A 14505-nucleotide genomic window follows, 5' to 3' on the forward strand; every position below is an offset into this window, starting at 1 on the left:
TTTTGTAGGGGAGGAGTTTTACGAAATGGCAAAGTACACAAGAGAAGATATCGTAAAATTAGTAAATGAGGAAAACGTAAAGTACATCCGTCTGCAGTTTACAGACATTCTCGGAACGATTAAAAATGTTGAGATTCCTGTGAGCCAGTTAGAAAAAGCTCTCGATAACAAATGTATGTTTGACGGTTCATCTATTGAAGGATTTGTACGTATCGAAGAATCAGATATGTATCTATACCCAGATCTAAACACATTTGTTATTTTCCCTTGGACAGCAGAAAAAGGTAAAGTTGCACGCTTTATTTGTGACATTTATAAGCCAGACGGGACACCATTTGATGGAGACCCGCGTAACAACTTAAAGCGTATCTTGAAGGAAATGGAAGAACTGGGATTTAGTGATTTCAACCTTGGACCTGAGCCAGAATTCTTCTTATTTAAATTAGATGAAAAAGGCGAGCCAACGCTTGAACTAAATGATAAAGGCGGATACTTTGACCTTGCACCAACAGATCTAGGCGAAAACTGCCGCCGTGATATCGTGCTAGAGCTTGAAGAAATGGGCTTTGAAATTGAAGCATCTCACCACGAAGTAGCACCAGGGCAGCACGAAATTGATTTCAAATATGCAGGCGCAATCCGTTCTTGTGACGACATTCAAACGTTCAAACTCGTTGTCAAAACCATTGCGAGAAAGCATGGTCTTCATGCGACATTCATGCCAAAACCATTGTTCGGTGTAAACGGATCTGGAATGCACTGTAACCTATCATTATTTAAAAATGGTAAAAACGCATTCTTTGATGAAAAAGCAGATTTACAATTAAGCGAGACGGCTAGACACTTTATCGCAGGTATCGTCAAGCACGCAACAAGCTTTACCGCAGTCACAAACCCAACGGTTAACTCATACAAGCGTCTTGTACCTGGCTATGAAGCACCTTGCTATGTGGCATGGAGTGCACAAAACCGCAGCCCATTGATCCGTATCCCGGCATCACGCGGCATCAGCACACGCGTAGAAGTGCGCAGCGTAGACCCATCTGCAAACCCATACCTTGCACTAAGCGTATTACTTGCAGCAGGTCTAGACGGAATCAAAAACAAACTAGAAGCACCAGCACCAATCGACAGAAACATCTATGTCATGGACAAAGAAGAGCGCCTTGAAAACGGCATCTCTGACCTTCCTGCAACACTTGCAGAAGCACTCGAGCTGCTAAAATCAAACGAAGTCATGATCAACGCACTAGGCGATCACTTATTCGAGCACTTCATCGAATCAAAAGAAATCGAATGGGATATGTTTAGAACCCAAGTACACCCATGGGAACGCGATCAGTATATGTCTCAGTATTAATAAAGAAAACCCCTTGGAGCCAATGGTTTCAGGGGGTTTTTATTTTGGTCAAAAAATGAACGAAACAATATTTTTGGTCCTTGACCAAAATATGACCAAAAAAATTTGAAGTTATGAATTTAACTCCACAATTGATGAGACGTAATTCTCGTAATCCTTAATTCGATTTTGGTCAAGTTTCTTACTAATGTGTGAATAAACATCTGCTGTCACCATCATGCTTTTGTGACCTAATCGTTCTTGGATGTATTTCATGTCAGCTCCTGACTCTAAAAGGAGAACAGCATGTGTATGGCGTAAAGCATGAATTGGCATTTTATCAATATTAGATCTTTTTAAGATACGATTAAAAGCATTAAAAAGAGTAGACTTTGGCAGAAAGTTTCCGTCAACTCTGCAAAACACCAAATTGAGATCATGCTTATAATTATCCTGTAACATTTGTTTGTTCTCAAATTGCCACTTCTTATGTTTTTGCAAAGCAGTGGAAAGGGAAGAGCTAATTAATATTCTTCGTTTGGATTCATATGTTTTAGTTTCTTCAAATAGATCCTCAGCTGATTTTGCAGAGAAATCTAAGGTGTTAGTAATGTCTATATAATTTTCTCTTAGATTAATATTTGTCCATTGTAGAGCGGCAGCTTCACCTTTACGCATACCGGTTTCTATGAGTGATCTAAAAAAGATATAGTAAATATAGTTGTATTTATATGCTTCCTGAAGAAATTTTGGAATGTCCTCAGAAAGCATATATTCGAGAGAGTTTTTTTCTTGCTGTTTTTATTAGAAACAGTTGCACCATAACAAGGGTTTTTTGTGAGTTTACCTATAATGACAGCCTTGCTGAAAGCATTAAACATCGTACCGTGTATGATTTCCACAGTACGCTTGCTATAACCTTGACTGGTTAAATAGTTTAAGAATTTTTGATACATAATCGGCTTAATATCTGTAATTTTGATATTTTTGAAGTAGGGAAGGATATGATTCATGATGTTTCGTTCGTGGAGTTCATATGTGTTCTTTCTAACGGTGTCTTTTTTGTATTCATGTAGCCAATTGATCAGAAATTTTTCGAGTGACATGGTGCTTGTGTCCAACTCGAATCCTGCTGCTATTTGCTTTTCTTGTTCTGTTGCAGCTTGCTGAGCTTCTTTTTTTGTTTTAAAACCACTTTTTGATTTTACTTTGTATTTGAGTGTGAAAGGATCCTTAAAGGAAATACGATATTCCCACTTGTCTCCTCTCTTTCTGAATGTAGCCATAATAATCCTCCAATAAAATTTGTGGCTTATTAAAAAGGTATTTCATCTGGAAAAGTTATTTGACTTTCTTCAATTGATTTTTCTTGTTGTGTGTTATTTTTTATTTCTTCTTCCCATTTCTTCAAAATCTCTTCCTCATAAAAAGTAGATGTAGATCCACAACTTGTACAAAAGCGTGCATCACCCTCAAGTAATTCACCACACCCTTTAGCATGTGAATGCCAAAAAATACGTTGCTGATTGTAACCATACTCTATTTCTCCTGGAGCTAGGCCTGTACATTTATTAACTAAGTAAATTCCACAAACCTGACAATATTCTCCCATGACTTTTTCGTTAGAACATTTGGGACAATTTTTTGCATAATGTGAGTCTGTCAGTTCAATACTTGAATAAATCATATCAAAATAATCTCCTTTCCGTATTTCATAGTTCCCACAGATAAGACAATTGTTTGGGGATTCTTTAGTAAAAGAACTTTTGCAATTTGAGCAACAATATGTATTCTTCTTTTTCCATAAATAATCTTTAAAAATTTTTAGGGAAGGGTGCCTGTTAGAATAGGATACACCCATTCTAACTCCTTCAAGTAAAAAGTTATAAATATTGATAGAAGCTTCATATGATATGTTGCAAATTTCTGAAATGAAGTGTGGACTAGAAGGTTTTAACTCTCTTAGTACAGGAGCAGGAGCCAGTAAGTTTCTAGCAAAACAATTAGCCTCTTTCTCAAATACTTCATATTCTTCACTTGAAAGAGAGCTTCTTGAGAATATTGCTTTTCCGGTAATTTCATTGTGTTTTAACATGAAATGCCCTAACTCATGAGCTATTGTCCATCTTTTTCGGCCATCATTTTCAACAGTATCATTGTATAAAATTATATACTGTTTTTTTGATTTTATATACCAGCAACAGCCTTCTTCAGAATTGGCTATTTCACAAACTTCATCAATAGTAAGACCCCATTTTTTTGCATACCATGTATATTTCTTTATTTTAAGGTTAGCAAAATTTTTAGCTAATCTCTTTACTTTTATTGGTAGTTCGTTAGCTCCACACATTTTGAGTAGATCGTGAGCCTTTTTTTCTGCTTTTTTGTAGTTAGCTTTATAAATCATCTTCTTCATCATCATCTTCCTCAAAAGCGTCAACAAAAGATAATTTTATCATTTCAACCATACGATCCATTCTGTCTCGTTCCGATTGAGTTTTTAGTTTCTTCTTAGCTCTTTGTATTTGGTATAGGTCATCATCTAATAGAGAGACCTTACTGTTAGGATCGTCAGAACGCCCTAATAAATAATCAGTTGTAACGCCAAAAATCTTCGATAATTCTAGAAGAACGTTGCCTGGTGGAACAACTCTCCCCGCTTCATAATTTGCTATATTAGTTCTTTTCATTTCTAATCTTTCTGCAAGTGCTTCTTGAGACAGATTAATTTCTTTTCTTAGTTCTCGTATACGCAAACCCATGCGTTTTTTTTCTTCTGGATTCAATTTATTAGTCCCCCTAATAATAAAATTCATTTTAAATGACGTTTTTAGGGTTGACGTGTTTTTAAATGACTGATATTATGAGGTTGTCAATTTAAAGCACAAAAATATCAGAAAGGAGATTATTTAATGAATACACGTCGTAGAGAGCAATTTCGAAAGTATAGAAAACAATTTCAAATCTCTCAACGTCAACTTTCTTTAGCTTTAAATGTTAGTGAAAGTCATATCCGAAATATTGAAAGTGGACGTGGTAATCCTGATGTAAAACTTCTTTTCAAGATTGCAAATTATTTTGGCACAACTGCTGAAGATCTTTTTCCTGACCTAGCAGAAGAGCGGATTTAGTCTTTCTTCACCTTATGTCAATATTATAAACCGTCAATTAAAATAACGCAAGGAGAAGTAACGCTTTAAACTTCCTTATTTTATGAAATTTATTATGAAAAGGAGAGGTGTTTAAGTGATTCTAAATATAGTTAAAAGAAGAAATCAATTATTTATGGATAGTCGTCAGGTAGCTGAAGTAACAGGTAAAAGGCATGATCATTTAATACGTGATATTGAACAATATTTGAAGATCATAAGTCAAAACCCAACATTGGGGGCTGATCAATTTTTCTTGGAGAGCACCTATAAAGCCGGTACGGGAAAGAAATATAAGAATTTTCTCCTTACTCGAAAAGGCTGTGACATGGTTGCAAACAAAATGACCGGTGAGAAGGGTGTTCTGTTTACAGCTGCTTATGTAACGAAGTTTGAAGAAATGGAAAACAAACTTAAGCCCAACATTCCTCAGTCATTACCAGAAGCTTTACGGCTTGCTGCTGATCTGGCAGAAAAGAATGAAAATCTTCTATTAGAAAACGCACAGAAAAATCAAATGATAAATGAATTACAACCTAAAGCTTCTTACTATGATTTGGTTTTACAGAATAAATCCTTACTCTCAATCAGCAAGATAGCAAAAGACTACGGAATGAGTGGAACTAAGATGAACAAACTTTTGCATGAGTTAGGAATTCAATTTAAACAGGGGAACAGCTGGTTGTTATATCAGAAATACGCTGATAAAGGTTACACACAAAGTAAGACACATGCAATCGATTCAGAAAAAAGCAGACTGCATACTTATTGGACTCAAAAAGGCCGATTGTTTATTTACGAAACGTTAAAAAGTAAAAGAAGCATTCTGCCAATAATTGAACGAGAAGAGCGTGCTTCGTAAGGGGGAACAAGAATTGTTTGAATTAACAATGAAAGCAGATTCTGATTCATTTAGAAATAATCTCTATGATTTGCTTCAGGAAGTTGCTGCTTCAATTATAGAAGACCATAAACAAGAAAATGAACTTCCTTACATGATCAGTAAAGCTCAGCTAGCTAAACATATATTTAATGTCAGTTCTCAAACACTTGATGTTCACGTGATTAATAGACCAGACTTTTCAAAGTTTAAAGTTGGCGAAAGAATATTGTTTCCACGAGACATGGTGCTTGATTGGATTAAAAAGCATATTGAGGTCGTTGAAAAAATCAAACTAAACAATTAAAGGGAGAGAAGGAAAGTGAAGATCAAAAGGAGGTGACGAAATGAGCGACAAACTAAATAAAACAACCCCTGCGGCAACAGAGGTTGAGTCTAAACTTTTTCGACGAATTGGTATTGCGAGTTATCAAATTAAACAGCAAAGAATTAGTGAATGTCCAACTGATAATTTAAAAAGCACACTGAGTGTTGAATTCTTATTTATCAGTCGGAATTCAGGTGTTGAAAAATTCGATAAGTTTTTGAAAGACTTAGCCCTATTCATTGAAGAACAGAGCAATTAAACCTAGAGGCCAATTCTAGACTTAATAAACGCAGCTGCGACTTGAGACACAGTAGGTAATGACACACTAGCGAGTTGGGAAATTTTCGCCTTAGTGTCTTTCCAAATACCATCGTCTCTTATGTTGTCCAAAAATTCATGTCCGGAAAAGGAAATTGAAGAAACAACAATGTCCCATATCTCACCATCGCCTCTTTGGATAGAACCTATAAGGTATTCATTTTCAATTAGTTTAGTGACACAGTAAATTGTTTCATCTTGACCAAACTTGTCTGCGATTTTAGAAGATTTGATATCGTTTAAATAGATATCATCATTGAGACCTAGGTTTTCTTCAAATTCAAGCATTAGCAATCTAACACAATCATGATTCAGTTTCATAGTTTCACCCCCTATCTAAACAGATAGGAACATTATACCAATGATTGGAAAGAAGGAGAAATATGGATCTAAATCAATTTTTAAAAGCTGACCGTGAAAAAGCAGCAAGGTTGATTAAATCACTTCACTTTCTTGTTGATGAGTTACTAACCGATCCTATAACAGATCAAGATTTTGAAGGATGTATAGAGATAGCTGGATCAGTTATTACGAATTGTAAGGAACTTAAACGGATTGAGCAGTCGGAACATATAGTCCAGCTACACGCATCAAAATTTGAAGATAAAGATTTCAAATGTAACGAGACCGATGAAATAAATTTAAAGCGCAAAAAGTATTGAATGATATAAATTTTGCCTAAAAATTTTTTGTTTTATGGTTGACTCACCATAAAAAACATAATTTTTACCCCAGAAACCACATAAGTTAGGAACTATTTTTATGCATTATTTAAAGAATAAAATATATATAGAACCAAAAAAGCCCACACTGCAATGTGGACTTAAAAAAACAAAAGCAAGTTCCATTTTAAATGGAACCTTTAACAAAATCAATTAGAGGAAGGTGTCTCATTTGAATCCATTACAGGATTTTGAACTAAATGAAATTAATAACGGCGAACTGCCGGGAGACCATCCACAGTTTGAAATTACTGATATGAACAGCCTTAATTGGGCTTTCCGGAAAATAGCTGCTCTCAAGTCGCAAGAAAAGGAAATCAAAGCGCTGGCAGTAACAGAAAAGCAACGTATTGAAGAATGGGAAAGGCAGGAGCTTAAGCCTTTAAGTGACAGTCTTTCATTCTTTGAAAACCTAGTTAGCGTCTATCATACAAAGCAGTTGCAAGAAGACCCGAAGGCAAAAACACTTTCCACACCTTATGGGAAATCTAAAAGCCGGACAACCAAAGCATCGCCTAAAGAAGTGGACAAGGAAAAACTTCTGCATCATGTGAAAGATGCTGGCATGACTGAATTTATAAAAGAGTCTGTGGCATGGGGTGATCTTAAAAAGACACTGACTGTCACTGAGCTTGATGGGAAACCGATCGTAATTGATTTAAATGGACAAGCTGTCCCAGGAGTAGAAGTGCAACCGGAAACAGTCAACTTCAAAGTGGAGGTATAAGCCATGTTTCAAGTAACAGATGCACAGCGTCAAAAGGAAAAAGCAATTGTTGGATTTATTGGTACGAGTGGTTCCGGTAAAACAGCCGGAGCGCTGCTAGTAGCTTATGGAATGATGCGGGAAGCATACCCAAAAGCAAGCGATGAGGAAATTTGGTCTAAGATCGGCGTTGTTGATACCGAGCACCGTCGAGCGAAACTATACGCTAATTTACAATTTGATGAAATTCGTATAGGCAGCTTTAAGCATATTGATTTTACGCCGCCTTACACAACCGAACGTTATCAAATGGCCGTTGAGGCAATTAAGAACGCAGGGGCCGAGGTGGTTGTAATTGATTCACTTTCCCACAACTGGCAGGGGGAAGGTGGAATTGTTGAAACACACGGCAGCATGTCCGGCAACTCTTTTCAGAACTGGGGCAAACTTGCTCCGGAAACAACCAAGCTAATCAAAACTTTGACACAAAATAATGTTCATATCCTGGCAACAATGAGAACAAAAACAGAGTATGTTGTCGAGCCCGATAACAACGGGAAAATGGCCCCTCGTAAGGTTGGGACCAAGCCAGTACAAAAAGATGAAATGGAATATGAATTTATGCTTAATTTCACAATTAGCATTGATCATATGGCCGAAACGTCTAAGGATAATACACGCATGTTTGAGGGTTCTTCCTTAAAATTAAATCCTGATGTTGGCCGTAAACTTTACAAATGGCTTGAGCTTGGAATTGATGTAAAAGCAGAGGAAGAAACCGAAAGAATCGGCTTAATTACTCATATTAAAACTTTGATTGAAGGTAACGAGAAGGCAGCTCAAATGATTGAAGAATTTCAGATTAAAGCCAATCAGAAATTGGATCAATGGAATGTCAAACTTGCTAACGCTGCAATTGATAGATTAAACGGCGTCTTGGGAGGTGATCAAGGTGAAAATTGATACAAAGCTCGAGACGATTCGTGAACATGCCAGCATATCAGATATACCCTGGCTAATTTCAGAGATTGATAGATTAAACAGTGGCATAGATAGTGTAATTTATGATTTGCGAAATGAAGACACCATCGATCCGTATGTATTGGATCAAGTAATTCAAAATCTTGTAACCGTTCTGAACGGTAAATAAAAAATTTGGAGGAATTAATATGTTTACAGTAGATCACAGCAAAGGCGATTCATTTGAACCAATTAAACCAGGAGAATATGAAGCAACAGTTATCAATTTTGAAGCCAAAACAGCAGCTACGGGAAATGAGCGACTTGTCGTAGATTATGAAATTCGTTCAGATGTTGAACAGCCATGTCAGGGGCAGAAAATTTTATATGATAACTTCACGGTTACAGAAAACGCTATGTGGCGATTCCACCAGGCATCAAAAGCCGCAGGTTTTCCAAACGGCATGAAATTTAAGGATCATCTTGAATGGGCGAATGCTTTCTTAAATAAACCAGTTCGTCTTGTTGTCGGAGAAAGAGAGCATAACGGGAAAAAGTATCCCGAAGTAAAAGCGTTTAAGCCGTCCGAAGCATCGGCCCCGAATGATGACCCAATCAATATCAGTGACGACGATGTACCTTTTTGATCATAGAAAACACAATTGAGGGAGTGTTTAGCTCCCTCGTTTTTAAAGGGGAGTTATTACATGTACGAATTTAAGAACATACCGCAAGAGCTCAAAAACGCCCCTCAATGGATATTATGGCGTTCCGAAGAACGTGACGGCAAGAAAACAAAAGTGCCGTATCAGATTGACGGCAGCATGGCACAATCCAGTAATAAAAGAACCTGGTCAACATTTCCGACCATTTCAAAATTTTATAATAATCGAGACTACGACGGGATTGGCTTCATGTTTTCAAAAGATGATCCGTTTATAGGCATAGATATTGATCATTGTGTCGAGGACGGGGTTTTGTCGCCATTCGCTCAAGAAATTGTTGATAGTGTAAGCAGCTATACCGAATTTTCACCAAATGGAGAAGGTGTCCACATTATTGCCAAAGGTAAGATACCATTACGGGGACAGGGCACAGGAAGAAAAAACCCCGAACTTGGATTGGAAGTATATCGACACGGCCGCTATTTTACCTTTACTGGTAACAGTCTCGGAATCGGGGCAATTGAAGAACGATCGGACAAGCTCAAGGAGCTCTTTAATAAATATTTGAAGGACAAAAAAGAAGAAACGAAAACATCTAGCCCGCCTGTTGCTTCATCCCGTGATATGAATAATCTTTCTAATAAAGAGATATGGGAAAGGATGTTCAACAGCAAGAACGGGAAGAGCATTCAAGATTTGTTTAATGGTCATTTGATAAACGAGGATCATTCTGCCACAGATATGGCCCTGTGTAATCATTTGGCGTTTTGGACCGATAAAGACACTTCAAAAATGGATTCGATGTTCCGTGAAACGGGATTGTATCGGGAAAAGTGGGATCGGCAACATTCATCCGATGGTGCTACATATGGAGAAATGACTATTGCAGCTGCCGTTTATTCTACTCATAAAACAATATCTGATTTGATGGAAGAACAGCAGGATCAGCCGTACGAGGTGTATATTTCTCATCCTGATAATTCTCAAGTTGAGGATACCGAAGAAATTATAGATACGCCGCCCGTGTTTCATTTGACGGAACTAGGGAACGCCGAAAGGCTTGTCTATTATCACGGAAAAAATATCCGGTATTGCAATGAGCTTGAATGGTTAATTTGGAATGGGAAGATGTGGGAAGAAGACAGTAAACGAAAAATAGAGGCTTTAGCTGCTCAAACATTGCGTGCCATTTATGGTGAAGCAAAAGCAACGGAAGACGGGTACAAAAAAAAACAACTGAACGACTGGGCAAAAAAATGCGAGCGCCGCAATATTCGTATGAATACGATTTTAGATACACGGCCGATGGTTGCCGTTAAAAAAGAGGAGCTTGATTCTCATAAATATCTGTTTAATTGTGAAAATGGTGTGATTGATTTAAAGACAGGTGAGATATTGCCACATGATCGAGATTTACTCTTTACTAAAATTTCAACAGTGGCTTATCAAAAAAACGCAGAATGTCCAAACTGGAAAGCATTTTTAGAAAGTATTTTCATAGATGAAAACGGGCAGCCGAACTATGAAATTATTAATTTTATGCAAAAGGCCATTGGCTATGCATTAACGGGTGATACGTCTGAACAAGTCATGTTCTTTCTGTTCGGAAACGGCCGTAATGGTAAATCTACATTTATCAATACTGTTCAACAACTACTTGGAGACTATGGGCGGCAAACGAACAGCGATACATTTATCAAAAAGAAAAATGATAGCAGCATTAATAATGACATAGCCCGCCTTGATGGTGCACGCTTTGTGTCGGCTGTAGAGAGTGAAGAAGGCCAGCAACTTTCTGAATCATTAGTGAAGCAGATCACCGGAGGCGAAAAGATGTCCGCCCGTTTCTTGCGTCAGGAGTATTTTGAGTTTACACCGGAATTTAAAGTGTTTTTTACGACAAACCATAAACCAATTGTAAAGGGAAGCGATGAGGGTATATGGCGACGCATTCGATTAGTTCCTTTTACGGTTACGATCCCAAAGGAAAAAGTAGATAAGAAGCTGCCGCAGAAACTAGCTGCAGAAATGCCAGGTATTCTAAGATGGGCCGTTGAGGGTTGTTTGAAATGGCAAAAAGAAGGGCTCAAGGAGCCGGAGGTCATAAGGAAAGCAACCGAGGGATATCGAGAAGACATGGACATTTTAGGGCCGTTTCTTGCTGAAAGATGTGTTATTCATCCAACTGCAAAAATCGAGGCAAAAGAAATCTATAAGGAATACAAAGATTGGTGTTATGAAAATGATGATGTTGAATTAAAAAACCGCGCCTTTTATCGTCAATTAGAAATTCGAGGTTTTAAAAAAGGAAAAGGCGCAAAAAATAAGACATTTATTCATGGAATGACATTAATTCAGTATGCAGGAGGAAGTTTCTTACAGAGTGACGATGGTCGGGTTACTGAAAGGGTTACTGAATTTACTTCAAAAAGTAACCCAAATAAGGTTACTTCAATCAATAGAAAGAAGCTCTAACCATTGATATATAAGGGTTTTTAATGTTTTACATTTTTTAGGGGTTATTAAGGGTTACTTAATTTCTATGTTCCTCTCACATGAAAATTAATTAATAAAAAATAATATATATATAAGTATATAGACTTTAATAGAAAAATAGATAACCTTTGATAACCCAGTAACCCGAAAAAGGCTGAAAGCCTTGATATGATTGAGTTTTTAAAGGGTTACTGAAATTTTAGTTCGCTAACCCTTTACTAACCCTTTTTTAAAAGAGGTGGGAAAAATGCACCCGAAACAAATTTGTGCAGACATAGAAACGTTGGGCGCTCGTTTGGTTCTCGATGGTAACGATCTTTATATTGAAAATCCTGAAAACGTCTATCAAAAACTTGTGGAATTTGTGCAGTCATACAAGAAACGAATTATTCGATATTTGAAAGGCGAATACTCGGATCATGAACATAATGTGAAACAAACAATAGATAAAATCATTAATTATTACATGGGCATTGCTCAAGACTTAAATAAAAAAATAGATGACTGGTTCAATCATGATTATGAATCAGTTATGAAGGTGATGAAATTGCTCGTTTTATTTTGGGAGAACGGATGGAGAGACCTTGACACTTCCGTTTCAAATTTTGAAAGTGAGGAAACGGACAAACTCTCATTAGAAATTTATGAGAGGGCCATGTCTTATTTTAAGGGGAATAAATCATGACTATTATTCATTACAGCTATTCTGACACAGAATTAAAAAAATTTTAGGCAGCATGATCATTATTGTGGATACGAGAGAACAGAAGAATCAACATGTTCTTGACTATCTCCGCAAAAAGAATGTATCCATCAAATTCAAAGGGATGAAGACGGGCGACTATTCCGCAATGATTCCCAAAAATGAGGAATATGGGATCAATAGAGATATGTATTTAAACGCAGCTATCGAAAGGAAAAACGGAGTTGATGAGCTTGTTCAATCCATTAAGGACCGTTCCAGGTTTGAAAATGAATTGATTCGTGCATCAAAAAACCCTTTTACTCTTCTTGTGGAAGACCTGGAAGGGTATCAAAAGATACTCAACGGAAAATATCGTTCAAAATATGAACCTAAATCGCTGCTTGGTAGCTTGAAAACATTTGAGGTTCGTTACAATTTCTCAACGGTTTTTATTAATCCAAGTGCGACCGGAAACTATATCTATCATCATTTTCATTACATGGCCCGTGAATTACTAAAGGGGGGCTTGATGTGAATGAATTAATGAAGGCCCTTTATATTGAGCGAAAAAAGGATGAAATCAAAGCGCAGCTGCTTAAAATGGGATATTTTAAAACGCCTGATGGTCGGCAGTTGTATGAACTTTCACTAGATGAATTAGACGGAATATTCAAAAAACAATTGATTGAAAGGGGAAAATAAAAATGGCGTTTGTAGGTTTTGAAGAATCACACGAGGTGCGGCAGCTGGCTAAAAATTTAATTGATGAACACCACCCACATTTAAAAGATTCGATTGAGCATATTGGGTTCTATATTCGAGAAGGCAGCAGCAAATGGGCGGGGAAAGCGAAAAAATGCACGGCCTTTGAACGCCATATGACCGATTACATGCTTTTCGTATTTGTAAATAAGGAAGCCTGGAAGGCAATGAACAAAAAACAGCGTGCCGCCCTGGTTGATCATGAACTTTGTCATTTTACACGAACTAAAACGGAAGAACCTGACCCGAAAGATGCGAGGAATTGGATTACTGTGTACGGGCCCGCCGATGATCCTGACAGCTGGGGAATACGAGAGCATGATGTGGAGGAGTTTTCCGAAATCATTGAACGTCATGGTCTTTGGGATACGGGTATTGAATCATTCGCGGCAGTTGTGCGGGAGGCTGATCACCAAATGAATATTGATGATGTAAACCGTATAACAAGGGTGAAGTAAATGAGAAATCGTCTATTTATCTTTTATATCGTGTTTGGATCGGTTTCCGTTATGGCTGTTATGAATATGAATTAAGGAGGCAATGAAAGACTTGAGATTACAAGACATTCCAAGTAAAATTATAAATATTGAGAATTTAGACAAAAAGGAGCCTTTCGTTTTAGTTTTTTCTGGTGGCGTATTGAAATATACACAATTACCGCCGCATGGTGAAACGAAAATTGTCACTCATAATAACAAAGTGACTCGATTGCTTTTTAACGAAGGCGAACTATTTGAATAAAACCGTTCTACCGGAAAGCCGGGGGGCACTGATCATGACAGCATAGCGCTGTTTGGTTGGTGTCCCTTTTTTATATTCAGAAAAGAAGAAAACGAGGTGTAAATCTATGTCCAAAAAAGAACTGATGTTCCCGAGAACAAACGTGCCCAAAATCGCACGCATGAGCTTTCATATGAAGAGATAAAGGAACTCATGGGTATTTACCGCCCTACATATAAAAGAAGCCGTGGCGGGGCGTTAAAAGCAAATAATGGGGAGGGTATTTTATGTTGGGTGAACCACCTGAAATAGATAAAAAAGAAACGAGAAAAAGAGTTGAAAGTATACTAGACAATTATCGTTTATATCTTCTTCAAGTTCCCGATGACATGCTGCCTAAAATAACGGCCGGATTTAGTATCGTGCCGCCAGCTGCGACGAATGCTTTTCATTCTTCTACAGAGAGTACGGCCATAAAACGTATTGAGTGGGAGCAAAAACGAAATGCATATCTTGAGAGAGTGCAAAAGGCTGTCAATCGTCTTCCGTATAACGAGAGACAGATCGTTATAAAACGTTACATGCAACAAGAACCCGTTTTCGATTACCAGGTTTATAATGAAATCGGCATGAGTGAAAGATCATATACACGCTTGAAAGGAAAGACGTTCCTAGACCTGGCGTATGCGCTCAATGAAGTTGTATTTAAAGCACCCGTTTAGAGGTGTTTTTTTGTTCGACAAGTTCTGCAAAATATAAAATTTTATAAGTGGAG

19 protein-coding genes and 2 pseudogenes are annotated in these 14505 nt (G+C 37.4%); 17 read left to right on the forward strand and 4 right to left on the reverse strand.

Translation table 11 applies throughout. The features are described from left to right. Nucleotides 1-25 precede the first annotated feature (25 nt). Nucleotides 26-1360, forward strand: a complete 1335-nt coding sequence (glnA, locus tag MHB66_RS08525; protein ID WP_024427046.1) for a type I glutamate--ammonia ligase — start codon at nucleotides 26-28, stop codon at nucleotides 1358-1360. 111 nt (nucleotides 1361-1471) lie between these two features. Here glnA and MHB66_RS08530 read toward each other — a convergent pair. The 3 genes and pseudogenes from MHB66_RS08530 to MHB66_RS08540 all read right to left on the reverse strand — a co-directional run bounded on the left by MHB66_RS08530 (nucleotide 1472) and on the right by MHB66_RS08540 (nucleotide 4125). Beyond that, nucleotides 1472-2625: pseudogene (locus MHB66_RS08530) on the reverse strand (site-specific integrase). A 29-nt stretch (nucleotides 2626-2654) separates the two neighbouring features. Next, nucleotides 2655-3755, reverse strand: coding sequence for an ImmA/IrrE family metallo-endopeptidase (locus MHB66_RS08535; RefSeq protein WP_235362220.1), 1101 nt, complete (start codon nucleotides 3753-3755; stop codon nucleotides 2655-2657). Further along, nucleotides 3736-4125, reverse strand: a complete 390-nt coding sequence (locus MHB66_RS08540; protein ID WP_046311065.1) for a helix-turn-helix transcriptional regulator — start codon at nucleotides 4123-4125, stop codon at nucleotides 3736-3738. Before MHB66_RS08540 ends, MHB66_RS08535 begins: the two co-directional genes overlap by 20 nt. Nucleotides 4126-4251: 126 nt before the next feature. Here MHB66_RS08540 and MHB66_RS08545 point away from each other — a divergent pair, with 126 nt between their 5' ends. From MHB66_RS08545 to MHB66_RS08560, 4 genes are all read left to right on the forward strand, one after another. Further along, on the forward strand, nucleotides 4252-4470 hold the full coding sequence (locus MHB66_RS08545) for a helix-turn-helix transcriptional regulator (protein ID WP_046311066.1): 219 nt from the start codon (nucleotides 4252-4254) through the stop codon (nucleotides 4468-4470). Between the two features lie 115 nt (nucleotides 4471-4585). After that, nucleotides 4586-5350 (forward strand): phage antirepressor KilAC domain-containing protein, encoded by a 765-nt coding sequence (locus tag MHB66_RS08550; protein WP_052712392.1) that lies wholly within the window; start codon nucleotides 4586-4588, stop codon nucleotides 5348-5350. A 13-nt stretch (nucleotides 5351-5363) separates the two neighbouring features. After that, on the forward strand, nucleotides 5364-5675 hold the full coding sequence (locus MHB66_RS08555) for a hypothetical protein (RefSeq protein ID WP_046311068.1): 312 nt from the start codon (nucleotides 5364-5366) through the stop codon (nucleotides 5673-5675). A gap of 40 nt (nucleotides 5676-5715) precedes the next feature. After that, a complete protein-coding gene (locus MHB66_RS08560) occupies nucleotides 5716-5955 on the forward strand; it encodes a hypothetical protein (protein WP_046311070.1) in 240 nt (79 codons plus the stop codon). A 2-nt stretch (nucleotides 5956-5957) separates the two neighbouring features. On the opposite strand, the gene MHB66_RS08565 is transcribed toward MHB66_RS08560, so the two are convergent. After that, nucleotides 5958-6335: a DUF2513 domain-containing protein gene (locus tag MHB66_RS08565; protein ID WP_046311072.1), complete on the reverse strand. Its 378-nt coding sequence runs from the start codon at nucleotides 6333-6335 to the stop codon at nucleotides 5958-5960. A gap of 62 nt (nucleotides 6336-6397) precedes the next feature. Here MHB66_RS08565 and MHB66_RS08570 point away from each other — a divergent pair, with 62 nt between their 5' ends. The 12 genes and pseudogenes from MHB66_RS08570 (at nucleotide 6398) to MHB66_RS08625 (ending at nucleotide 14452) form a co-directional block, all read left to right on the forward strand. Further along, nucleotides 6398-6676, forward strand: coding sequence for a YqaH family protein (locus MHB66_RS08570; RefSeq protein ID WP_046311074.1), 279 nt, complete (start codon nucleotides 6398-6400; stop codon nucleotides 6674-6676). Between the two features lie 232 nt (nucleotides 6677-6908). Continuing rightward, nucleotides 6909-7463 carry a host-nuclease inhibitor Gam family protein gene (locus MHB66_RS08575; RefSeq protein ID WP_046311076.1) on the forward strand — a complete coding sequence of 185 codons (555 nt, stop codon included), beginning with the start codon at nucleotides 6909-6911 and terminating at the stop codon, nucleotides 7461-7463. 3 nt (nucleotides 7464-7466) lie between these two features. Next, on the forward strand, nucleotides 7467-8405 hold the full coding sequence (locus tag MHB66_RS08580) for an AAA family ATPase (protein ID WP_046311078.1): 939 nt from the start codon (nucleotides 7467-7469) through the stop codon (nucleotides 8403-8405). Next, nucleotides 8395-8592, forward strand: coding sequence for a hypothetical protein (locus MHB66_RS08585; RefSeq protein WP_046311080.1), 198 nt, complete (start codon nucleotides 8395-8397; stop codon nucleotides 8590-8592). Before MHB66_RS08580 ends, MHB66_RS08585 begins: the two co-directional genes overlap by 11 nt. 19 nt (nucleotides 8593-8611) lie before the next feature. Further along, on the forward strand, nucleotides 8612-9049 hold the full coding sequence (locus MHB66_RS08590) for a DUF669 domain-containing protein (RefSeq protein WP_046311082.1): 438 nt from the start codon (nucleotides 8612-8614) through the stop codon (nucleotides 9047-9049). Between the two features lie 60 nt (nucleotides 9050-9109). Beyond that, nucleotides 9110-11542, forward strand: coding sequence for a phage/plasmid primase, P4 family (locus MHB66_RS08595; protein ID WP_046311084.1), 2433 nt, complete (start codon nucleotides 9110-9112; stop codon nucleotides 11540-11542). 268 nt (nucleotides 11543-11810) lie between these two features. Continuing rightward, a complete protein-coding gene (locus MHB66_RS08600) occupies nucleotides 11811-12248 on the forward strand; it encodes a hypothetical protein (RefSeq protein ID WP_046311087.1) in 438 nt (145 codons plus the stop codon). Beyond that, nucleotides 12245-12783, forward strand: a pseudogene (locus MHB66_RS08605) (ERCC4 domain-containing protein). Before MHB66_RS08600 ends, MHB66_RS08605 begins: the two are co-directional and overlap by 4 nt. Continuing rightward, nucleotides 12780-12950 carry a Fur-regulated basic protein FbpA gene (gene fbpA, locus MHB66_RS08610; protein ID WP_078061666.1) on the forward strand — a complete coding sequence of 57 codons (171 nt, stop codon included), beginning with the start codon at nucleotides 12780-12782 and terminating at the stop codon, nucleotides 12948-12950. The pseudogene MHB66_RS08605 and the gene fbpA overlap by 4 nt, the downstream one beginning before the upstream one ends. 2 nt (nucleotides 12951-12952) lie before the next feature. Continuing rightward, nucleotides 12953-13468 (forward strand): putative metallopeptidase, encoded by a 516-nt coding sequence (locus tag MHB66_RS08615; protein ID WP_046311089.1) that lies wholly within the window; start codon nucleotides 12953-12955, stop codon nucleotides 13466-13468. A gap of 82 nt (nucleotides 13469-13550) precedes the next feature. Further along, complete coding sequence (locus tag MHB66_RS08620; protein WP_235362222.1) at nucleotides 13551-13751, forward strand: XtrA/YqaO family protein; 201 nt, start codon at nucleotides 13551-13553, stop codon at nucleotides 13749-13751. Nucleotides 13752-14017: 266 nt separating this feature from the next. Further along, the gene (locus MHB66_RS08625; protein WP_046311092.1) at nucleotides 14018-14452 is read left to right on the forward strand and encodes an ArpU family phage packaging/lysis transcriptional regulator; all 435 of its coding nucleotides are present in this window, start codon (nucleotides 14018-14020) and stop codon (nucleotides 14450-14452) included. Nucleotides 14453-14505 lie beyond the last annotated feature (53 nt).

The organism is Bacillus sp. FSL L8-0167 (assembly GCF_038630295.1).
In the GTDB taxonomy this organism is placed as follows: Bacteria; Bacillota; Bacilli; order Bacillales; family Bacillaceae; genus Bacillus; species Bacillus safensis.

Bases quoted from the DNA above. Each gene is read 5' to 3' on its own strand.
- glnA (WP_024427046.1), top strand. From the start codon at position 26: ATGGCAAAGTACACAAGAGAAGATATCGTAAAATTAGTAAATGAGGAA.
- MHB66_RS08535 (WP_235362220.1), bottom strand. From the start codon at position 3,755: ATGAAGAAGATGATTTATAAAGCTAACTACAAAAAAGCAGAAAAAAAG.
- MHB66_RS08545 (WP_046311066.1), top strand. From the start codon at position 4,252: ATGAATACACGTCGTAGAGAGCAATTTCGAAAGTATAGAAAACAATTT.
- MHB66_RS08560 (WP_046311070.1), top strand. From the start codon at position 5,716: ATGAGCGACAAACTAAATAAAACAACCCCTGCGGCAACAGAGGTTGAG.
- MHB66_RS08565 (WP_046311072.1), bottom strand. From the start codon at position 6,335: ATGAAACTGAATCATGATTGTGTTAGATTGCTAATGCTTGAATTTGAA.
- MHB66_RS08570 (WP_046311074.1), top strand. From the start codon at position 6,398: ATGGATCTAAATCAATTTTTAAAAGCTGACCGTGAAAAAGCAGCAAGG.
- MHB66_RS08580 (WP_046311078.1), top strand. From the start codon at position 7,467: ATGTTTCAAGTAACAGATGCACAGCGTCAAAAGGAAAAAGCAATTGTT.
- MHB66_RS08590 (WP_046311082.1), top strand. From the start codon at position 8,612: ATGTTTACAGTAGATCACAGCAAAGGCGATTCATTTGAACCAATTAAA.
- MHB66_RS08595 (WP_046311084.1), top strand. From the start codon at position 9,110: ATGTACGAATTTAAGAACATACCGCAAGAGCTCAAAAACGCCCCTCAA.
- MHB66_RS08600 (WP_046311087.1), top strand. From the start codon at position 11,811: ATGCACCCGAAACAAATTTGTGCAGACATAGAAACGTTGGGCGCTCGT.
- MHB66_RS08615 (WP_046311089.1), top strand. From the start codon at position 12,953: ATGGCGTTTGTAGGTTTTGAAGAATCACACGAGGTGCGGCAGCTGGCT.
- MHB66_RS08620 (WP_235362222.1), top strand. From the start codon at position 13,551: ATGAAAGACTTGAGATTACAAGACATTCCAAGTAAAATTATAAATATT.
- MHB66_RS08625 (WP_046311092.1), top strand. From the start codon at position 14,018: ATGTTGGGTGAACCACCTGAAATAGATAAAAAAGAAACGAGAAAAAGA.